At 47.6% G+C, this 20,838-nt stretch carries 17 protein-coding genes; 4 read left to right on the forward strand and 13 right to left on the reverse strand.

All coding sequences use genetic code 11. The features are described from left to right. Nucleotides 1-56: 56 nt before the first annotated feature. From C4S60_RS19030 to ltnD, 5 genes are all read right to left on the reverse strand, one after another. The gene (locus tag C4S60_RS19030; protein WP_103881921.1) at nucleotides 57-1,511 is read right to left on the reverse strand and encodes a GntP family permease; all 1,455 of its coding nucleotides are present in this window, start codon (nucleotides 1,509-1,511) and stop codon (nucleotides 57-59) included. A 134-nt stretch (nucleotides 1,512-1,645) separates the two neighbouring features. After that, nucleotides 1,646-2,422, reverse strand: a complete 777-nt coding sequence (otnI, locus tag C4S60_RS19035; RefSeq protein WP_103881922.1) for a 2-oxo-tetronate isomerase — start codon at nucleotides 2,420-2,422, stop codon at nucleotides 1,646-1,648. Continuing rightward, nucleotides 2,422-3,054: a 3-oxo-tetronate 4-phosphate decarboxylase gene (gene otnC / locus C4S60_RS19040; RefSeq protein ID WP_103881923.1), complete on the reverse strand. Its 633-nt coding sequence runs from the start codon at nucleotides 3,052-3,054 to the stop codon at nucleotides 2,422-2,424. Before otnC ends, otnI begins: the two co-directional genes overlap by 1 nt. Before the next feature lie 11 nt (nucleotides 3,055-3,065). Continuing rightward, nucleotides 3,066-4,337 (reverse strand): 3-oxo-tetronate kinase, encoded by a 1,272-nt coding sequence (otnK, locus tag C4S60_RS19045; protein WP_103881924.1) that lies wholly within the window; start codon nucleotides 4,335-4,337, stop codon nucleotides 3,066-3,068. A gap of 2 nt (nucleotides 4,338-4,339) precedes the next feature. After that, nucleotides 4,340-5,248: an L-threonate dehydrogenase gene (gene ltnD, locus C4S60_RS19050; RefSeq protein WP_103881925.1), complete on the reverse strand. Its 909-nt coding sequence runs from the start codon at nucleotides 5,246-5,248 to the stop codon at nucleotides 4,340-4,342. A 281-nt stretch (nucleotides 5,249-5,529) separates the two neighbouring features. On the opposite strand from ltnD, the gene C4S60_RS19055 reads away from it, so the two are divergent. Next, the gene (locus C4S60_RS19055; RefSeq protein WP_103881926.1) at nucleotides 5,530-6,306 is read left to right on the forward strand and encodes a DeoR/GlpR family DNA-binding transcription regulator; all 777 of its coding nucleotides are present in this window, start codon (nucleotides 5,530-5,532) and stop codon (nucleotides 6,304-6,306) included. Nucleotides 6,307-6,348: 42 nt separating this feature from the next. On the opposite strand, the gene C4S60_RS19060 is transcribed toward C4S60_RS19055, so the two are convergent. From C4S60_RS19060 to C4S60_RS19070, 3 genes are all read right to left on the reverse strand, one after another. Continuing rightward, on the reverse strand, nucleotides 6,349-7,395 hold the full coding sequence (locus C4S60_RS19060; RefSeq protein ID WP_103881927.1) for an alkane 1-monooxygenase: 1,047 nt from the start codon (nucleotides 7,393-7,395) through the stop codon (nucleotides 6,349-6,351). A 95-nt stretch (nucleotides 7,396-7,490) separates the two neighbouring features. Beyond that, on the reverse strand, nucleotides 7,491-8,438 hold the full coding sequence (locus tag C4S60_RS19065) for a DUF3179 domain-containing protein (RefSeq protein ID WP_103881928.1): 948 nt from the start codon (nucleotides 8,436-8,438) through the stop codon (nucleotides 7,491-7,493). Between the two features lie 73 nt (nucleotides 8,439-8,511). After that, the gene (locus C4S60_RS19070) at nucleotides 8,512-8,958 is read right to left on the reverse strand and encodes a DUF1499 domain-containing protein (protein ID WP_103881929.1); all 447 of its coding nucleotides are present in this window, start codon (nucleotides 8,956-8,958) and stop codon (nucleotides 8,512-8,514) included. A gap of 330 nt (nucleotides 8,959-9,288) precedes the next feature. Here C4S60_RS19070 and C4S60_RS19075 point away from each other — a divergent pair, with 330 nt between their 5' ends. The 3 genes from C4S60_RS19075 to C4S60_RS19085 all read left to right on the forward strand — a co-directional run bounded on the left by C4S60_RS19075 (nucleotide 9,289) and on the right by C4S60_RS19085 (nucleotide 13,239). Continuing rightward, complete coding sequence (locus tag C4S60_RS19075; RefSeq protein ID WP_103881930.1) at nucleotides 9,289-10,662, forward strand: PTS transporter subunit EIIC; 1,374 nt, start codon at nucleotides 9,289-9,291, stop codon at nucleotides 10,660-10,662. Nucleotides 10,663-10,809: 147 nt separating this feature from the next. After that, on the forward strand, nucleotides 10,810-12,213 hold the full coding sequence (locus tag C4S60_RS19080) for a glycoside hydrolase family 32 protein (RefSeq protein ID WP_160111387.1): 1,404 nt from the start codon (nucleotides 10,810-10,812) through the stop codon (nucleotides 12,211-12,213). 18 nt (nucleotides 12,214-12,231) lie between these two features. Beyond that, nucleotides 12,232-13,239, forward strand: a complete 1,008-nt coding sequence (locus C4S60_RS19085; RefSeq protein ID WP_103881932.1) for a LacI family DNA-binding transcriptional regulator — start codon at nucleotides 12,232-12,234, stop codon at nucleotides 13,237-13,239. 73 nt (nucleotides 13,240-13,312) lie between these two features. Here C4S60_RS19085 and C4S60_RS19090 read toward each other — a convergent pair whose 3' ends face one another. From C4S60_RS19090 to C4S60_RS19110, 5 genes are all read right to left on the reverse strand, one after another. Then, nucleotides 13,313-13,870, reverse strand: a complete 558-nt coding sequence (locus tag C4S60_RS19090) for a YceB family lipoprotein (protein WP_425275145.1) — start codon at nucleotides 13,868-13,870, stop codon at nucleotides 13,313-13,315. 206 nt (nucleotides 13,871-14,076) lie between these two features. Beyond that, on the reverse strand, nucleotides 14,077-15,210 hold the full coding sequence (gene nspC / locus C4S60_RS19095; protein ID WP_103881934.1) for a carboxynorspermidine decarboxylase: 1,134 nt from the start codon (nucleotides 15,208-15,210) through the stop codon (nucleotides 14,077-14,079). Between the two features lie 54 nt (nucleotides 15,211-15,264). Beyond that, nucleotides 15,265-16,509, reverse strand: a complete 1,245-nt coding sequence (locus tag C4S60_RS19100) for a carboxynorspermidine synthase (protein WP_103881935.1) — start codon at nucleotides 16,507-16,509, stop codon at nucleotides 15,265-15,267. A gap of 19 nt (nucleotides 16,510-16,528) precedes the next feature. Further along, entirely contained in the window at nucleotides 16,529-19,426 is a 2,898-nt protein-coding gene (locus C4S60_RS19105; protein ID WP_103881936.1) for a pyridoxal phosphate-dependent class III aminotransferase, read from the reverse strand. A gap of 499 nt (nucleotides 19,427-19,925) precedes the next feature. Further along, nucleotides 19,926-20,648 (reverse strand): riboflavin synthase subunit alpha, encoded by a 723-nt coding sequence (locus C4S60_RS19110; RefSeq protein WP_103881937.1) that lies wholly within the window; start codon nucleotides 20,646-20,648, stop codon nucleotides 19,926-19,928. Between the last annotated feature and the right edge of the window lie 190 nt (nucleotides 20,649-20,838).

Consider the following 20,838-nt stretch of genomic DNA (forward strand, 5'->3'; position numbering starts at 1 on the left):
CGAAAAAGCCCCACACTATCTCTATAGTATGGGGCCAGCAGCAACCAATCCGGTTATTAGCTTACCGCTTCAACACTTGTATGTTGTTTTTCTTTCGATTTCACCCATACGATCACAGCGGCTAACACAGCGATTGGAACGAGAGGATCGATTAGAGTACCACCCTTACCAAATACCAGGTTCAGAACCATGATGATCGAAGCACCAATTGCCCAGGCAACGGTAGAAGAAACGGACCAAATCTTAAGCTGGTCGGTTAGCTCCGTGATACCCAGAGTTCGGTTGATGATGTGGAAGTACGAGTCGTTTAAGTGTGAGAACCCAACTGGACCAACAGCACACGCAAGCGCGACAAAAACAGGATCCAATCCCAGAGTCTCAACCAGCGGCAGCGTCATGGTCGCAGCCACCATCATTGATGCTGTGGCCGACCCCTGAATCAGACGAAGCATTGAAGCAATCGCCAGTGGAACCAGTAGCGGTGGAATGCCGCTGCTTGCAATCGCTTCTGCCACTTGAGGACCTGCACCAGAGGCTTTAAGTACCGAACCCATAGCACCACCACAGCCCGTTACCACAAGAATCAGACCAGTTGTCGCCAGAGCATCATCCATGGATCCAACCATGTCTTTGCGTTCGATATTACGAGTCAGGCCATAAAGTGCCATCAATACACCAAAGCCAACTGCGACCACAGGATTACCCAATAGAGACAGAACAGTATGCAGTGCTGTGTCACCTTTACCAACCAAGGTGTTAGCTAGGATAAACGCAATAGGCAACAGAATCGGACCAAACGAAAGAAAATTGCTCGGTAGATCTTTGTCATCTGTGGACTGTACTTTTTCCAGGTTCGCCCAGTCAGACTGGTTGGTAATCCAACCTTCGCCATTAGGAACACGGTAGTATTCATTACCAATACGACGAATATAAATCATTGACAGAAGCATCATAGGGATCGATACCATCAGTCCCCAAAGCATGTATTCGCCCAAATCGACACCTAAGATGCCTGCGACGGCAACCGGACCAGGCGTTGGCGGTACGAGAGCATGAGTGATAAGCAGGCCAAGTGCCAACGTCACACCCAAACCTACCGCTGATTTTCCGGTATCTCGTGAAATTGCACGAACAAGTGAATGCAAAATGATGTAAGCAGAATCACAGAATACTGGGATAGCGACAATCACACCAGTGAAACCAAGGGCCAGATCCTCGCGACCTTTACCACAGATCTTAACGAAGGTCTTCGCCATGCGCACTGCTGCGCCCGAACGTTCAAAACACGCTCCCATGATCACGCCAAACGCAATGATTAAACCGATACCGCCTAATACACCACCGAAGCCTGCTTTAATCGCATTAATCAGCTCTGTCGGTGCCATCCCGGCAAAAAGCCCCATAATGATACTCGCAATAACCATCGCGAGAGCGACAGGGATTCGTGTTTTCACGATCATTAGCATCATAGCAATGATACCGATCACAATGCCTATCAGTGCTCCATCCATTTTCTTTTCCTTTTCTATCTCTATTTTGTTGTGTAGGGCTGTGCACGATGAGCACGTAAGGTTACGTCCTCTGCACTTTGCCATGCAGTGGTTCGAATTAGGAATCCACTATTTCTTATAGTTAATTGATTGAGTTACAGATATTGTTTGACCCAGTGCAACCCAGCTTCGGTCGAGGTTCTTGGGTTGTATTCACACCCAATCCAACCGGAGTAGCCAGAATCATCTAATACCTTGAACAAATGGGGGTAATTCAGTTCACCTTCTGAAGGTTCATGCCTCTCGGGTACCGACGCAATCTGAACATGGCCGGTAAATGACGCCACTTCCCTGATCAGGGTTGTCAGGTCACCGTCCATAATTTGGGCGTGATACAGGTCTAACTGCAGCTTCACGTTCGGCCTGTCTACCAGGCGAATAAGGTCAACAGCATCACGCTGATGCGCCACAAAATAGTTGGGTACATCGCGTGCGTTTAATGGCTCTATCATCAAAGCAATACCATGCTCTGCAAATTTGTCTGCGGCAAAACGGATGTTGGAAATAAACGTCTCCACATGCTGCTCTTTCGAGTAGCGCGGATCGATGATCCCTGACATCGCGTGCACTTTTGGACATTTCAACGCCTTTGCATACACAAGAGCCCTCTCTACACTGGAGCGGAATTCCTCTTCACGTCCGGGAATGGCCGCAAATCCTCTTTCCCCCGCATCCCAGTCTCCGGGAGGCAGGTTAAATAACGCCTGTTCTAATCCAAACTGCTCCAATTTGCTTGCCAGTAACTGCGGTTCAAAAGCATAGGGAAACAAGTACTCTATGGCTTGAAAACCTGCCTGATGCGCCTTTTCAAAGCGCTCCAGGAACGGTACTTCCGTAAATAACATGGTCAGATTTGCTGCGAATTTTGCCATTACTTACCTCTCCCTTTCAGATCGTTGATCTCGTCTTCAGTCAAATAGCGGACTTGTCTGTCTTTGAGCAAAAACGCCAGCTTCGCGGTCTCTTCCAGTTCTTCCGCGTTGTCGACAGCATCTTCAAAATCCTCGCCCGTGACGACCGGCCCATGGTTCGCCAGTAGAAAAGCACGATAGTCACCCGCTCGTTTTGCCAATTCTTCCGCAATCTGGGGATCACCCGGACGCAAGTATGGGATCACCGGCAACTCGCCAATCCGCATAACAAAATAAGGTGTAAAGGCTTTAATCGCGTTACGCTGATCAAGCCCTTGCAGGCACGATAAAGCGGTCAGATACGTCGAGTGAAGATGAACAATCGCATTACATTTTGGATTGTTGCGGTAAATCGCCAAATGGAAGGCCGCCTCTTTCGATGGTTTCTTTCCTGAAATATGATTCCCGTCGATATCCACGACCGACAGTTCCTCAGCCACAAGGCGACCGAATGATGAGCCAGTAGGCGTTGTTAAAAAATGTCCGTCGGGAAGTTTGAGTGACAGGTTTCCTGCCCCACCCGTCGCATAACCACGCTCGAACATAGAGCGAGCTAAAGCGACCATCTGTTTTCTCAGATCCTGCTCGTTCATTGAACTGCTTCTCATCCTTGGCCTACCTCAGGAAAAAACGACTGCGCTTTGACAAAGAAATTTTCATCACCAAAATTCCCAGATTTGAGTGCCAGAGACAGTTCACCATCGACTGACTTAACCCATGGGACGCCGGGTGCAATTTGAGGTCCGATATGAAACCCTTTAACCGCAAGGCTCTGTGTGACAACCCCTGAGGTTTCACCACCCGCCACGATGAAATTCCTTACTCCTTCCGTTTTCAATTTGATGGCCAATTCACTGAAGAAAGCTTCAACGGCATGACTGGACGCCTGAGCACCATATTTGTTTTGAATTGACTTCAATGTATCGGCATTGGCTGTTGCGTAAACGAGCGGAGCAAGATCACTTTGAAGGTGAGTCATTACCCAATCGAACACTTCGCTGACATACTCTTTATTGGCCAAACACGCTTCCACATCAATTGCAAAATGAGGGGCAACGGCTTTGTAAACGGACACTTGTTGATTGGTCATAACCGAACATGAACCCGAAAAAACCACCGCTGGCGCTTTACCCGGATAGCCAGTCTGCTTCGCATCACTTTGGTCCTCTAACTGTGAGGACCAGTTTTTCGCCAGACCCGCTGCAAGTCCTGAACCACCAGTGACCAGCTTTATCGATTTGGCTGCCTGCCCCAGAATGTCCAGGTGTTGACTGTTCAGCGCATCGACGATCGCGTAATTGATTGTCTGGCTCTTCAGTTCCTCAAAGCGACGAACAACTGACTCCGGTCCATGCTCAATCGTTTGGTAAGACACTAAACCTGATTGCCCTTTCGACTGGGCATTCATCATTCTGAGCAAACTGGAGTCGGTCATCGGCGTAACGGGGTGATTGCGCATTCCCGACTCACAAAGTAACTCTTCAAACACAAACAAGTGACCGTTATAAACCGTGCGACCATTGACGGGTAATGCCGGACACACTAGCGTGAAACTTTCACCTAGCTCAGCCAGAAGCGCGTCCGTAACCGGACCAATATTGCCCTCTGAGGTACTATCGAACGTAGAGCAATACTTGAAATAATACTGCTGACACCCTTTCGATTTCAGCCAGTTGAGCGCGGCCACCGATTGGTGAACCGCTTCCTGCACAGGACAGGAACGGGATTTCAGGCTAATGACCACCGCATCGGCGTCCACTTCCATTGATTCATCCGGAATACCGTTCAACTGAACGGTACGCATTCCATTTTCGACGAGAAAGCCAGCAATATCAGTGGCCCCTGTGAAATCATCAGCGATAACACCTAGCAACATCGTTATTTCTCCGCCTTATCTACACCTGGTAACTTAATACCATCGAAAATTTTGATGACGGCACTGTCATCTTCCTTGCCAAAACCTGCATTACTCGCACTGACGAACATATTCAGAGCGGCACTTGAGAGAGGCAGTGGGAATTTCAGCTCTTTGGCAGTATCTGAAACCAAATTTAGATCCTTAACAAAAATGTCAACCATAGACTTTGGCGTATAGTCTCCATCGACCACATGTTTCATCCGGTTCTCAAACATCCAGGAGTTACCCGCCGCATTCGTCACCACGTCGTACATCAAATCCAATGGAATGTCGGCTCTCGCAGCCAGTGCCATCGCTTCCGCACCCGCAGCGATATGAACACCAGCCAGCAATTGATGGATGATTTTCACTGTGGCACCCAAACCTATCGCCTCACCAATGTTGTAGACCTTAGAGGCTGTGGCCTTCAAAACAGGGTCTAGCAAGGCAAACGTTTCTTGGGCACCTGACGCCATAACGGTCATTTCACCTGCTTCTGCTTTTACAGCACCGCCTGACACCGGAGCATCAAGCATGAGCAATTCGTGCTCGGCCAATTTCGAGGCAATCTGCTTTGCGTCTTCCGCAGAAATTGTCGCTGATACTATGACGGGCGTATTGGGTTTTAGTGCCGCTGCAAGTCCCGTATCAAACAGAACCGTATTGACCTGCTGAGCGTTCACGACCAGCACCAACACCGAATCTAAATTTCTTGCATAGTCAACTGGATTGCCAGATACGGCGGTTGCACCGTAGGCTCCCAACTCTTCCAGTGCATTACGATTCAAGTCAAAACCATATACTTGCAGGCCAGCGCGGACACATGATTTGGCCGCACCCATCCCCATCGAACCTAATCCGATAACGCCAACAGATTGAATTTCCTTCATAATTGCAGAGCCTTCTTGGTAATATTCAATTTAAAGTTTTGTTAAATCTTGTTCATGTTTGTGATTATATGTGAAGCAATAAATTTCAACCTAGCTCCAAATCACACTTTTAACATTAATTCACAATAATTATCAGAATACCTCTTTTGAGGGGGACTGAGAGGGCAAAGTGAGTTGCCAAAGGGCAATAATAGATAAATAGCCAACATGATTTCACAGATATTCACAAGCAAGGGGAATACTGTTAGGATAACTGGACGTAACGTATTGAAGGAAAAGTCATGATCCCAGCTGAACGACAACGAACTATTTTGTCACTGTTGTCACACCAAGAAGTGATAAGTATCTCTGAACTGGTCGAACACTTAAACGTTTCGCATATGACGATTCGCCGCGATATCATGAAGCTTGAATCATCTGGTAAGGTCATCTCCGTATCCGGCGGCGTTCAACTGGCACAGGCCATTCATAGTGAGCTCTCTCATGATGCTAAAGTGGAACAGCAAGCCAGTGAAAAAGCACTGATTGGAAAGATAGCCGCTTCGCTTATCGAGCCTGATGCAACTGTCTATCTGGATGCGGGCACGACTTCTCTCGAAATAGCACATCAAATTGCCTCCCGAGATGACTTGTTGGTCATTACCAATGACTTTTCGGTAGCCGGTTACCTGATGAACTATGGTCAATGTGAAATCTATCATACGGGCGGCAAAATCGATCGCGAAAACCACTCCAGTGTTGGCGGGAAAGTGGCGGAGTTTCTTTCTGGAATGAATATTGATGTTGCATTTGTCTCTACCTCATCCTGGAACCTGAAGGGACTTTCCACGCCTAATGAAGGAAAAGTCGCGGTAAAACAAGCTATCGCAAAAGCGGCACAAACCAGTTATTTGATTTCTGACTCCACAAAATATGGTCGTATCGCCAGTTTCCACGCACTTGATCTCGATAAACTCGACGGCATCATCACAGATCCTCATTTACCTGATTGGGTTGAGCAGGAAATTACCGATAAGGGACTCAACGTTTATACCAGATTACATCGGATGAGCTCGTGATCAACCTTGTTCCCTAAGGCGGAGTGGTTCATTTGTCCCCAGTTATCCCCGATTGCCGTTTAGCGCCTTTTTCATCACCCGAAACCACAGTGGTGGCAGCAATGCTAACAGAACCAGAGACGCATATCCGAATGGCAACTTAGGTGCCGACGTCTGGTCTTCAAGCAGATAGAAAGGCTTATTAGCATGCATATGATGGTCACTGTGCCTGGGCAACTGAAACAAGATATAGCCGGATAATAAATGATTGCTGTCCCAGGAGTGTTGGTATCCCACAGGTTCGTAATGTCGCTCATTGCGCACCTTGCGGGTCAGGCCGTAGTGCTCAATGTAGTTGACCATCTCCAGCATACACATGGCAACAAAGCCCTGAAGGATAAAATAAATAAGCCCCCACAATCCAAGCAAATAAGTTGCGCACACCATCCATAGCAGGGTCAATGCCTGCCAGAGGTAATACTCGTAGCCAAAATACTGGAGTTTGGAACGGAACTTTTTTTGCAGTTTTAGAGCTTTTCTCTGATTTCCCCATAGGGCAGGCAAGACAAAGGCATAAAATGATACTCCGGTTGGGGCGGACGATGGGTCGTTTTTTGTGGCAACGTCCTTGTGGTGACCAAAAACGTGTTCGATTTTAAATCCACCATAACCGCTCAGCGACAACAGCACTCCAGCAATGGTTTTTGGAAAATGATGACGCTTGTGCAGCAATTCGTGAGCGGCATTAATACCAAATGTACCGTTGATTACGCCCATACTAACAACAGTGGTCAACGCCGCGAAATAATCCCCATGTTGCCAAAGCGACAAGCTATACCATGCCCCCCAAATCAGCACCAAGACCAACAGTGGCAATACCAAAATCGGTAGAGTACGGAGAACACCAGGGGAATCGGGATAATCTGGAGGCAGTTCGCCACCTCGTGTCAGTTCATCGACAACAGGTAGCACCACAAACAAAACAATCAGCGTGCTCAATGCGGTTGGCCAGGGAGAGCGCCAGATTGCATTCACAGCCAATGGTACCACCATGACAAGAAGTGGTAACAAAGCCAACAGCCACTTTTTCGTCCATTTAAGTTGTTCCATTTCATCCCCTTTACACTTGTTGTTTGAGTGTAGCTGATGAAATCTCACATGGTGTGTGAACCTTGCACACCACGGATGGCTGCCCTATCCCGCTATTATTGTGCCCGATATATCTCGGTGTCTGGATAAAACGCGTACCAGGCAAACCAGAATAGCAGCGTAGAAGGCACAACTTGTTGATCTTCGTCCGTGATCCAGGCTGACTGATTTTCTGCATCCCAGTGGACGGTGTATTGAGTGTTCTCAATGGCTACGTTGAATTGTGGTCTGCGCTGTTTGGTTAGCTCACTAAACGGAAAAGCGATGAAAGACTGCTTCACTTTTACACCCATGACCATCTCTTTGGGGTGGTACAGATCGGGAGCCTGATTCGCAACCGGAAAATACAGCGCAGCATTTTTTGCGTATCCCGCATACGGGTCTCGGTCATAATTGCGCCTGAAACCCGTGTCGACCGATAACACCAGGGAATCCGGATGACGCTCAACCCACCCGCTCCATCGCGTCAGCGTGAGTGGCACCTGTTTCAGCTTGCGACCTACATGCGGGCCTGAAATCGCCTCTCCGTGAATTTGCGACCATAATGACTCTGTTGCTCTGTCGTACATCAACACATCAGAGTTATACAACAACCCAGAAACACCAAAGCTAAAATTGGTTTGCCTGACATCACCGGAAAAGCTCTCAAATGCCATGCCACTTCCGCACAGCGGACAGTAGCTAATCAAGTAGTGCGTCTCTCCGATACGATCATTAACAATTTCATGCCAGTTGAGTATTCGCAGAGGATAAGCTTTGGCAACCCCGTCTACATTCAATCCCAGTACAATATCGTCGCTGCGCAAGTAACTAGCGGCAGCTGCCGACACAAACTTAGGGTTATCGATCGCTGGAATGCCATCTCTGGGCGGGCCACCTCTCTGAATTAGGCTCTGAGGTACTGAGGTATTATCCAGATTGAAACCGTTGAGTGTGATTGCAAGCGAGGTTATCGGTGTCAGAAATAAGATCCAAAACCACAGTTGTCTGCAGCCATACGACATAATGTGACTCCTCCTGGAGACTTCGAATAGCTAAACAGACCGCCGAACCAAGCGGTAACTTTCACCACGGCATTCATTGCTGCTGCTGGTACAGACTCACAAATTCATTGTAGCGGGCACGATTCAGGCCCTTGTCGCTGTAGCCTGTGCGTGACTGAGAGCGGTAATGCAATACACCATTTTCAGTGTCAAAATAGAGTTCAACATCATCGTGAAATTTCATGGTTGGGGTCGTAAAGACAACATGCATGTAATCGCCCTCATCCGTTATCACCTCATTCCCCGTCATCTTGTTAAGGACCGCCATCACTCTCTTTTTGGCTTTGTCCGCGTCGTCGAAACTGATTGATTCAACACGCTTTTCACTGTCGTCGGTTTGCGAAGACACTGCGTTCGGCGTCGAAGGCATAGGTGCCAACTTGCCTTCCTCTACCCCAATATACGATGGCACGGTGTTGTTTTTGTAAAACATGTAAGCGATAACCACAACGATCAGCGTAGTGATGATTTTGGACAACATAGCTATTCCTTTTTTTATGCATGCTATCAATACATTACACACAAAATCCAAATACGGTCAAATAATCCGGGTGGCCATAGCAACATAATATAGGCCTCAAGGCTGCGTTGTCATCGCCCTATCACTACATCGTTTTCATCCGTTCCGCGTTTACTTCGTTTTCGCAATGCAACTGTGACAAACATCAAATGAATGAATAAAAAACTATACTAATACAGAAGATCTTCTTGATCGTTTAAGATGAATATGAAAACCTTACCACATTGAACATGAAAACCTTTTCATGTCATGTGAAAACCTTTTCCTATAACAAGCATCAGGATAGAGCAAATGAACAATAAAATAGCAGCCCGTCTACTCGAGGCTCTTGGAGGCAAAGACAACATTCGCGCCCTAGAGCATTGTGCTACCCGACTTCGTGTCGTGGTCAAGGACGATACTTTGTTGAATGAGGAGCAAATCAAGTCCACAGATAAAGTGGCTGGTTACTTTTTTCAGTCTGGACAGCACCAAATCATTTTGGGTACCGGTCTTGTTAATCAGATTTTCGCTCTGATTCAACAGCAGTTGGACGGCGAACTGGAAAGTGCCAAAGGTGCTGCCTACGACAATATGAGCGTATTCCAAAAAGCCCTACGATCTCTTGCAGACGTGTTTATTCCTCTGATCCCTGTGCTTGTTGCTACAGGTCTGTTTATGGGACTTCGAGGTTTTGCACAACAGTTGGGTTACACCTTCTCACCAGAACTGTTGACCATGACTCAGGTCGTAACGGATACTGTCTTTATCTTCTTGCCAGCACTTGTAGTGTGGTCGGCATTCAAACGCTTTGGTGGCACGCCCGTTATTGGTATGGTTCTCGGCCTGATGCTTATAGCACCTATGCTGCCAAACGCCTGGGATGTTGCCAGCGGCAACGCGGAGATGCTAAGCATTGGTATGTTCAAGATCCAGGGTTTCCAGGGCACTATCATCCCTGCTTTGATTGTCGGTATTCTGGGTGCAAACCTGGAGCGCTGGATCAATACTTGGATGCCGTCGGTCGTCTCACTTATCTTTACTCCTTTCCTGACGATCACTATTGGTATGCTGGCGGGTCTGTTCATCATAGGTCCTATGTTTAACATTGTTGAGCACGGCGTGATGGTGTCTGTTGAGTCACTTATCAATCTGCCTATGGGTATTGGTGGTGCGATCTTTGGTGGTCTGCAGCAAGTATTGACCGTAACGGGGCTGCATCACAGCTTGATGGTCGTGGAACTGAACTTCCTGTCGACAATTAAGATTAACCCACTGAACGCACTGATTACCGCTTCGATGGCAGGTCAGGCAGGTGCTGCGATTGCTTACACAATGTCTCTCAAAGACAAGAAGCAAAAAGCACTGAACTACTCCTCTATCGTTCCATGTTTCTTTGGTATCACAGAACCACTGCTGTTCGGTGTCACTCTGACTAACAGTAAAGTGTTCGCTGCTGGTATCGCAGGTGGTGCTATCGCGGGTGCCTTCGCAACCATTATGAACATTGCACCTTCTGTAATGGGCGTCACCTTCATCCCGGCAATTCCGGCTTACCTTGGCAACGGGCTTGGTATGTACCTGGTGATGATTGTGGTCGGCATGGGCAGTGCGGCGCTGATCACCAGAACAGTGGTAAAGCCAACTGAAAACAAAAGCAAAATGACTGTCGCTCTAGACAAGTAAACCACCCCCATTTGGCGGTGGCAGCGAAGCCACCGCCTTTTTTAATTCAACTGACTTTGACAAGTGCAATGTCTGTTTCAAGTCCAACTACTGAGTGTATTAAGAATAATGACTTCACTAGAACTGTGCTCACAAAGCGAATTATCAGTGCCGAAACAAAGCCACACTGACCACTTGCGCCCACGGTTTCACCTAACTGCACCGTATGGACTTATCAATGATCCAAACGGCTTTATTGAGTACGATGGCCAGTTCCATCTGTTTTTTCAATGGAATCCTAACGCCTGCGAACATGGTGCCAAGTACTGGGGTCATAGCACCAGTCAAGATCTCTTCAACTGGACGTTACAACCGGACGCACTAAAGCCGGATCACAGTTATGACCAGCATGGTTGCTACTCCGGAAGCGCGTTTGTTCTCGACGACCAACTGCACCTTTTTTATACCGGTAACGTCAAAACCAGCGATGGTACGCGCCTGTCAACCCAATGCCTGGCGAAAGCGACCGATGAAAGCAATCAACAATTCACAAAACTTGGGCCCGTCATTGAAAAGCATCCTGAAGGCTACACCGCCCACTTTCGCGATCCTAAGATCTGGAGCCATGACGGCCTCTGGTACTGCGTGATTGGTGCACAGACCACAGAAGAGCTTGGACAAGTCTTATTATATCGCTCTGAAGACGCGCACAACTGGCAGTTTCTTGGCCCCATTGCCGGTAACAAGATTAATGATGTGAGCGGTTTTGGCTACATGTTTGAATGCCCTGATTTATTTCATCTGGGTAATTCGGATGTATTGATTGGCTGCCCTCAGGGAATCGAACCTGACGGTTTCCATTTTGAAAGCAAACACAACAACGGTTATTTCATTGGCAAACTTGACTATGCATCAGCCACCTACAGCCATGGCTCGTTCAAGCCGTTAGACCAGGGATTCGAATTTTATGCGCCTCAAACCACAGGAGCGTCGGACGGGAGGCGCCTACTCAGTGCCTGGATTGGCATACCCGATGAAGATGAACAGCCCACCACCGACAATGACTGGATCCACGCCCTGTCTCTGGTAAGAGAACTGACGGTGAGAAACGGTAAAATGTATCAGCTTCCCGCCAGAGAGCATGCACGCTTACGCGGGCAAGAGTCCGGCTTTGAAGATATTCAACTGTCGAGCGAAAGCAACATCTCTATAGAGAGTAAGCACTGCTTTGAACTGCTGCTTGATGTGGAACAGATAGCCAGTGAGTTTACCCTGAAACTGGCGGATGAAGGGGACAGTTGGGTGGCACTTCGCTACGATCCACAGACATCCATCATGACTTTGGATCGCACCCAAAACAGCTATCTGCCAGGCATGAGGAAATGTCAGTTGTCTAGTGGTGAAAAGCTCAGCCTTCAGGTATTTTTTGACCAGTCAATTATCGAAATATTCGTCAATCATGGTGAGGAAGTCTTTACTTCGCGGGTTTTCCCAACTAGTAACCAGTCAAAAATCACCCTCGAAACAGGAAAGTCATGTATAATCAGGAGCTTTGTAAAATACGATTATTAAGCTGAAGGAACATGGGAAATGGCCACCATTAAAGAGATAGCGAAACTCGCTGAAACTTCCATCTCGAGCGTTTCCCGTGTACTAAACAATTCTGGTTATGTCAGTGAACCCGTTCGCGTGCGCATTCAAAAGGTGCTGGATGAAACGGGCTATCGTCCCAATGCGCTGGCCAAGGCGTTGCACTCCAAGAGAAGCCAAACCATTGGCGTCATTCTTCCCAAAATAAATGCGACCTCTTCCGGTGACAATATCGCCGGAATTGACCACTACTTTTCAAGTAATGGTTATACCATCATTCTGGGTAACACCAATCACAGCATCAAGAGTGAACTTGAATTTCTCGACTTGTTCTCCGAAAAGCAAGTGGACGGCATCATTCTCGTTGCCACCACCCTCACCGACGAACATGTCCAAAAGATCAAGAAGGTAGGCAAGCCTGTTGTTGTGATGGGGCAGCTGACCAATGATGGTACTCCCTGTGTGCTGTTTGACGAGGTGAAAGCAGCAGAAGAGATGGTTGACTACCTAATCGCAGAAGACCATCGCTCGATCGCTTTGATCGGTGTTCCAGAAAGCGATGTCTCTGTTGGTGTTATGCGTAAACAGGGCTACCTGAACAGTCTGATGAAACATGAGGTTTCTGCGAGCTCAAATCGTGTGGTTGAGGGCAATTTCTCAGTCGAAAGTGGGTATCAGGCGTGCCAGGAACTGTTCGAAGAGCGTCAGGAACGTCCAGATGCCATCTTTGCAGTGAATGATAAAATGGCGATAGGTGCCATCAACTACCTGCTGGAAAACGGCTATCGTGTCCCGCAGGATGTTAGCGTGTGCGGTGTAGGTGGCGGTAACATGTCCCGGTATTACAACCCGAAAATCACCTCACTGGTGTACGACTTTGAAGAGTCCGGAAGAGTCAGTGCACAGTTACTTCATAGGCTGATTGAACAACCGAAGCTCGACCTCAGTAATCATGTCAGCTTTATCCCCTACCATCTCGAAGTGCGTGGTAGCACCGCTAAGAAATAGCACCAAGTTGGCATTGATGTTATTGCGGACCAAGGCCTTATAGGCTTCTCGTCCCAACAGCTGTCACTGCCGATCAGTCAAAAAATTCAATGACGAGCTTGTTATCTTTGACCACGACTTTAGGGTTGGAGGACTTCAACAAAGCCTGCTTCACGGTGGTGCTGTCAAGTTTATAAACCGGGTACTCAGACACTGCCATACCAATCATTGCGACAGCAGGCTGTATCAGCCGTTTGATTTCCGGTGTGAGGATTTGGCCTTCTTCATCGATCCGTTCCAGACGTAATGACTTCAGGTATATTTCACCACTCTCCTGCTCATATTCTGGAATGGCACTGAACTCAATATCCAAATCGAGATCGATGTTCTGTTCACTTAACATCTGCAACTGTGCTTTGGTATTGGCAAAAACCGCTACCCTATCGGCATCCGTGCGACCAATTTTGACCTGTAGATCATCGACGGCAACCTTAGCGTACATCACGTTTTCAATGCCCACAGATTGATTGAGCTGGAGATTATCGTTGAGGTAGTTTGTCATCTCTTGCTCGGTCACGCTATAACTGACGCAACCACTCAATAGTATCACTGGCAGCAAAGAGGCTAATATTCGGGAGAGCTTTATATGTATCATCAACAACTACCTTATCGATTGTGTAACAGAAGAAAACGATACCTACACGATACACTGCCCAAAAGCACGGTTTGTTAACAGAAGAATCGGGGTAAGTTAAAACTGTTTTCGGTTATCTTACTAAAAGGTAGGGTTTTTTTGAGAATCAGGCAAGCAGAGTTGCTCACCTGATTGTCGAACAGGGGAGTGACAAGATCCCTCGTTTAACTGACCGACCATTGCGACAAAGAACGCTTAAAGTCGTCGTAGCCAAATTCATTTAACTTTTGAATTTGCCCATCTGAACGTTCACAGTAGATCGAAGGCATTTTCAGTCCGTTAAACCAGTTCAGCTTCACCATGGTATAGCCTGCACTGTCCAGAATATGCAGTTGCTGTCCAACCTGAAGCGGTTGGTCAAAATTCGCCACACAGAACTGGTCACCTGCCAGACATGAGCATGAACCAATCACATACTCGTGCTGCCCTTCTGGGTTTGCTTCCAGAATTGAAGCAGGTTCATCATAGATCAATGTATCCAGACGGTGCGCTTCCGTTGCTGAGTTTACAATGGCCGTTTTCTTCTCATTCTCAACAATATCAACAACCGTGACAACCAGATCGGTCGTCTTAGTGATAATGGCTTCACCCGGTTCCAGGTACATTTGCACATCGTGCTTCTCGGAAAACGCCTTCAGAGCCGCCCCAAGTTTGTCAATGTTGTAATCAGGCCAGGTGAAGAAGACGCCACCACCCATACTTACCCAATCGAGTTTATTCAGGTGTTCACCAAACTGTTCAGAGATGGCGTCCAACAAAGCGATGAATGCGTCCACATCTTTGTTTTCACAGTTCATATGGAACATCACACCGTCGATGGAATCGAACACACTCGGTTCAATATGATCAGACTGAACACCAAGACGTGAATACTTACGCGCAGGGTTCGCCAGATCCTGACCCGCATAACTCACGCCGGGGTTGAGGCGTAATCCCAAAGATGCTTTGCCTTCGACAATATGACGATAAGCCGCCAACTGAGACTGGGAATTGAAAATCATCTTGTCACAGATGTCGGCGACTTCCCGCACGTCGTCTTCCGTGTAACCCACACTATAAGCGTGCGTCTCACCACCGAAGGTTTCATGGCCAAGTTTGACTTCAAATGGGCCGCTACTGGTAGAACCATCTAAATAAGGCTTGATGATGTCAAAAACACCCCAAGTCGAGAAACACTTCAAAGCCAGAACCAGTTTGACACCAGAGATCTCTTTAAGGTGTCTGGCTTTTTCCAGGTTCTCAATCAACTTGTCTTCATTGATCATGAAGTATGGGGTTTTGAGTTCGGTTTTGTTCATTTTCAAGGTCCTAAGTTTCTAGGTCCTAGGGACTAGGACCTAGGACCCATACCCTTATTTAAGAATCTTAATGTCTGGCGCGCCGACTTCCAATTCCTGGACATGCCAGTCCAGACCAATCTTTGGCATGGTCTCCAAGAACGGATCTGGGTCTAGCTGTTCCATATTGAACACACCAGCCTCTGCCCATTTACCACGGAAGTACTGAAGTGCCGCAGTAATAGCCGGAACACCTGTGGTGTAAGAGATCGCTTGGTGCTCGACATCTTCGTACGCCACCTCATGGTCAGCGTTGTTGTAGATGAAGACTGAACGCTCTTTACCATCTTTCTTACCTTGAACCCAAGTACCAATACAAGTTTTGCCTGTGTAGCCCGGAGCTAGAGACGTTGGGTCTGGAAGCAGTGCTTTAAGCACGTGTAGCGGTTGCACTACTGTGCCATCGTGCAGTGTCAATGGATCTGGGCTCAACAAGCCGATATCACGCATGCAGTTAAAATAGTTCAGGTATGTGTCACCAAAGCCCATCCAGAACTCGATGCGTTTTGCAGGAATAAACTCTTGCATTGAACGTACTTCATCGTGCGCCATTGAGTACACTTTGTGCTTACCTACTAGCGGGAAGTCAAATTCAAGCATGCGAGAGTGGCATTCAACTTGCCTCCACTCGCCGTTTTCCCAGTAAAAAGAATCTCCCTGGATCTCAAGCATGTTGGTTTCTGGGTCGAAGTTTGTTGCGAACTTTTTGCCGTGATCACCTGCGTTCACGTCCATAACGTCGATAGTGTCGATTTCATCGAACAGGTGCTTAACCGCGTACGCTGCAAACACACTCACTACACCTGGATCGAAGCCAGCACCCAGAATACCTGTGATGCCCGCTTCTTTAAACTTGTCGCGGAAACCCCACTGCCAGTCATAAGCCTGAGGTACCTGCTGACCTTCAGAGCATAGGTCAACAGCAACCGAGGTATCTAGATAAGAGACTTTCGCTTGCAGACACGCTTCCATGATGGTGATGTTCACCCAAGGAGGACCAGCATTGATAACGAGATCAGGTTTCACTTCATTAATCAAAGCAACCAGAGCATCAACGTCGTCTGCATTTACAGCACGAGCTTCCAGCTTCTTGCTTGGGTCTTTAAGGTTATTCTTACCCTTGATAGACTCAATGATCTTCTCACACTTTGTCACTGTGCGTGACGCGATTGTGATATCACCCAAAACGTCGTTGTTCTGAGCCGCTTTGTGTGCGACTACCCAACCAACACCACCGGCACCAATCTGTAAAATTGCCATGTTTTGTTTCCCTTATCTCTTAGTGAGCGTTAGCTAGCTCAAGTGCTAATTGATTAATGTTATTAAGTAAGTTCTCGAAGTCAGATAACTCCAAGCAAGGGTTTAAAATAGTGAACTTCAGCGCCGAATGCCCTTTCACTACAGTTTCACCCAGAACCGCTACTCCACGAGTAAGCGCTTCAATTCGAATCGTTTGGTTCAGTTGGTCCAGATCCACGCCACTATGGTTTACCGCTCTGAATAGAACAGTCGACAAAGAGGGGTTGGCCAACAACTCGAAATGTTGATGTTCAGATACAAGCTTAGCCACCTCCTGAGTTTGCGCCATAAGGTGATCGTACATTTCACCCAACGCATCAGGACCAACGTTCTGCATCGTCATAAAGACTTTAAGTGCATCAAATCGCTTAGTGGTCGCAATGGATTTATCAACCAGATTAGGCAACTCGTCGTGCTCTCGGTTGAGGTAATCTGCGTGATGCAGCAGATACTTAAAGTTAGCTTTATCCTTCAGCAGCAATGAACCGCAGCTGATGGTCTGATAGAACAACTTGTGGAAGTCGACACTGACAGAATCAGCCTTTTCAATCCCTTTTAGCTTGGTTTTATGGCTGCTGAGGATTAACGCCCCACCATAAGCACTGTCCACGTGGAACCATAAGCCGTGCTGAGCAGAAATCGCCGCCATCGTATCTAGATCATCGATAGCCCCGTGGTCGGTCGTACCCGCAGTACCAACCAGTGCAAAAGGAATCAACCCTTGAGATTTCAATAGCTCAATGTCTGCCGTCAGCGCGTCAGTCTTGATGGTGCCATTTTCATGGGTAGCCACACAGTGAACCGCTTTTTCACCCAAGCCAAGCAGTGATGCGGACTTTTGCACGGTAAAGTGCGATTTGTCAGAACAGACAATACGTAGTCTGTCTGCGTAATCCGGCAAGCCTTGCTTTTGAATTGAGTGGCCATCAGTGATGTCTGCAATACGGTCTCGCGCCAACAACAAGCCCATCAAATTGCTTTGCGTACCACCGCTGGTAAAGATACCATCGGCAGCCTCACCCAGTTCATAGCGCTCACAAAGCCAGTTCAGAACCTTTTGCTCCACATACGTCGCTGCAGAAGCCTGATCCCAAGAGTCCATTGACTGGTTCAGCGCTGCAATCATCGCCTCTGCGGCAACAGCAGGCATTAGCGGTGGCGTATGAAGGTGAGCAATACAATCAGGATGCTGTGTGAAGATCGAGTTTTCAGCGACCAGTTCTGCCGTCTCATCAACAATGTGCTGCAGATTACTGTTGCTGCTGTCCAGATTCACGGTGTTAATGGCCGCTTCAAGAGACTGTGGATCCAGACCAGAATAGGGTTTACTGACCTTTTCGAACACTTCTTTCATCGCTTGGGTGGTGTGATTCATCACCTGAGCAAACTCAGTTGCACCCTGTTCTCCAGTATGGATAAAGTGCTTTTTCCACACTTGTACTTTTGCGCTTTGCTCAGACTTACGGCCGCCACCAGCAACAATGATTGCTTCTTCAATGGTGCGCAGTGCAAAATCAATCTGCTCAAAACTGATAATCAAAGGGGGAAGGAAACGAATCACAGAACCATCACGGCCACCCTTTTCTACCATCAATCCGCGCTCAAGAGCGGCACGTTGGATCGCGAGCGTCAGTTGACCGTCCGCCACAGGTTCGCCAAATTTGTTGTGTTCGCCTGATGGTTTGACAATCTCTACGCCGAGCATTAACCCTTTACCGCGAACTTCAGCGATACAATTGACGCGCTCTTTGATCTTATTCAAACCCATTCTCAGGTATTCACCTGCAACACTGGCATGCTCAACCAGGTTATCGCGCTCAATGATCTCCAGCGCTTTCGCACCCGAAACCATCGCCAGTTGGTTTCCACGGAACGTGCCCGTATGCTCACCAGCATTCCAGGTATCGACTTTTTTATTGAACACCAGAATAGACATTGGCAGACCGCCACCGATGGCTTTTGACAGGCAGAGGATGTCAGGGCTGATGCCTGCTTCTTCAAAGGCGAAACGGTAACCAGTTTTACCAACGCCACACTGGATCTCATCCAAAATGAGCAGAATGTCATGTTCATCACAAATACGGCGAAGTTCACGCATCCAGAAAGCGGGCGCAGGAATCACCCCGCCTTCACCTTGTACTGGTTCGACGATGATGGCGGCTGGTTTCATAATACCGGCCTCATCATCATTCAGCAGGCGTTCAATGTATCGAATGCTTTGCTTGGCACCCGCATCACCGCCTAAACCAAACGGGCAACGCAGACTGTATGGGAATGGCATAAAGTGAACATCAGACATCAAACCAGTTCGTCTGGCCTTAGTTCCCAGGTTACCCATCATGCCCATGGTACCATTCGTCATACCATGGTACGCGCCGCGGAATGCAAACATGGTGTTTCGACCGGTTGTCTGCTTAGCCAGTTTGATCGCAGCTTCAACAGCGTCGGCTCCGGAAGGACCACAGAATTGGATCACAGACTCGGCTGCAAACTCTTGCGGAAGGAATGCCTTAACTTGCTTGATAAAGCGGTCTTTCGCTTCGGTGGTGATATCCAGTGTTTGATACGGAAGTCCGGAGTCCAGTTGCTCTTTAAGCGCCTGGTTGATCTCTGGGTGGTTGTAACCCATAGCCAGAGTACCAGCGCCAGCAAGACAGTCCAGGAACACTTGGCCTCGAGTATCTTCAACAAGCGCTCCATAAGCACGCTTGATCGCAATAGGAAGTCTGCGCGGGTATGAACGAACTTCTGATTCGTGCTCCGCTTGGTCTAATAACACTTGATCCGGTGTTAGATCGTATGTGCCTTCGATATGCGGGACTTGAACCGAAATCGAAGACGCAAATTCTTTAGAGTCAAATTCGAATGCTGTACTCATTTTTTTATTAACCTGATTTTGGCGCGCGATAGAGTTCGCGACACAAATAACAAAACAAGCCCCACCTGAATGACAGATGTGACGAAACCCTAACGAAGATGCTAGGAAAATTGCTAGAAGTAGTGAATCAAGGTTCTGTAATACTACGGTTTATTCGTAATACACAGTTAGGAAGTACAAAGCTGATTTTTGAGTGTGAGTTAATGAGTTTCAATGTTGGGTTTCCCATTGATATGCCCAGTCAGGCATTAGTATCCCGTCTACTGATTAAAGGCTTAAACAGTACCTACCCTACGTCGTGTCACAATCAGCTTGAATGGTCACAACGCGTCTCCCCCAGAAACATTCCGAGATTGCGCGGGAAAATATCATAGAACTTATTATCATCGCAACAGTTTTATCGTGACAATTTAATACCTCCTGGCAGAGGCGCTGGCTTAGATATGAAACCAATAAAATAACAAAAGCCGTCTCTGTTAGGACGGCTTGAGGTGCATTGTTACTTGTCTTTCTGGTCACTAAGACTCTTGGTCGTTGCTTGACCAATGGTGTCAACATCGACCCCATTTTGTTGTAAAAACTTTTCAAACATTGGCAACAATGGACCAAGGGTGTCGGCGATGGTATCTCTAACCGTATCAACCACCACCTGAGTGCCACGCTCAATCTCAATGTTGACGTTATCTCCTACTTTTTTACCTTCGAAGGTGGTCATTCTTCGCGTCTCTGGAATTAACCAAACATCAAACCAGCCTTCTAGTTTATTCACCTCAGACACCGTCAAGCTAGCACCATTGATGGCAATATAACCTTTAGGAAACACGTACGGCTTCCATTCTTTGGGAAGGTGGAACTGAATGCGGTAGTTGTCTTCTTGCTGATCGATGGCCGCCAGTGGCGTTTTGAAGTCCACATGACCAGAGAGCGGATGGCCGCCGATCTCAGCACCATCTTTCGCGGCACGCTCGACATTGATTCTTTGCCCTTCCTCAAACGCACTTAACGTGGTGATGTTGAGGCTTTGGAGCATTACATCAAACGACAAACGCTTGTTGGTTTGGATCTCGGTTACCGTTAAACACACACCATCTACAGCGATACTAGCGCCAATTTCGACGTCGGCACAAAAACCTTCTTCAAAGTCAATTTCGAAGGTACGGAGACCATTAAGGTCAGTAATTTTATCAATGGTGGCGACGGATTGAATAATACCGGTAAACATAGATGCCTCGATTCACAATTAGAACGATTTTATTACGGACATCATTGCAAAAAGAATCAGTAAGATAAAGGTATAACGGGAAAAAACTAGAGAGGAAAGTTTGAGCGAAAGAAAACCAACATTTCTGCTAGGGTCTTAGTGTTTGGAGCGACTCGACCGGATGCGGGCACGAGGTTCACCTCACTCCCAA

Source organism: Vibrio hangzhouensis, from assembly GCF_900107935.1.
GTDB classification, from domain to species: Bacteria; Pseudomonadota; Gammaproteobacteria; order Enterobacterales; family Vibrionaceae; genus Vibrio; species Vibrio hangzhouensis.

Coding starts and splice junctions, on each gene's coding strand:
- C4S60_RS19030 (WP_103881921.1), bottom strand. CDS start 1,511: ATGGATGGAGCACTGATAGGCATTGTGATCGGTATCATTGCTATGATG.
- otnI (WP_103881922.1), bottom strand. CDS start 2,422: ATGGCAAAATTCGCAGCAAATCTGACCATGTTATTTACGGAAGTACCG.
- otnC (WP_103881923.1), bottom strand. CDS start 3,054: ATGAACGAGCAGGATCTGAGAAAACAGATGGTCGCTTTAGCTCGCTCT.
- otnK (WP_103881924.1), bottom strand. CDS start 4,337: ATGTTGCTAGGTGTTATCGCTGATGATTTCACAGGGGCCACTGATATT.
- ltnD (WP_103881925.1), bottom strand. CDS start 5,248: ATGAAGGAAATTCAATCTGTTGGCGTTATCGGATTAGGTTCGATGGGG.
- C4S60_RS19055 (WP_103881926.1), top strand. CDS start 5,530: ATGATCCCAGCTGAACGACAACGAACTATTTTGTCACTGTTGTCACAC.
- C4S60_RS19060 (WP_103881927.1), bottom strand. CDS start 7,395: ATGGAACAACTTAAATGGACGAAAAAGTGGCTGTTGGCTTTGTTACCA.
- C4S60_RS19065 (WP_103881928.1), bottom strand. CDS start 8,438: ATGTCGTATGGCTGCAGACAACTGTGGTTTTGGATCTTATTTCTGACA.
- C4S60_RS19070 (WP_103881929.1), bottom strand. CDS start 8,958: ATGTTGTCCAAAATCATCACTACGCTGATCGTTGTGGTTATCGCTTAC.
- C4S60_RS19075 (WP_103881930.1), top strand. CDS start 9,289: ATGAACAATAAAATAGCAGCCCGTCTACTCGAGGCTCTTGGAGGCAAA.
- C4S60_RS19085 (WP_103881932.1), top strand. CDS start 12,232: ATGGCCACCATTAAAGAGATAGCGAAACTCGCTGAAACTTCCATCTCG.
- nspC (WP_103881934.1), bottom strand. CDS start 15,210: ATGAACAAAACCGAACTCAAAACCCCATACTTCATGATCAATGAAGAC.
- C4S60_RS19100 (WP_103881935.1), bottom strand. CDS start 16,509: ATGGCAATTTTACAGATTGGTGCCGGTGGTGTTGGTTGGGTAGTCGCA.
- C4S60_RS19105 (WP_103881936.1), bottom strand. CDS start 19,426: ATGAGTACAGCATTCGAATTTGACTCTAAAGAATTTGCGTCTTCGATT.
- C4S60_RS19110 (WP_103881937.1), bottom strand. CDS start 20,648: ATGTTTACCGGTATTATTCAATCCGTCGCCACCATTGATAAAATTACT.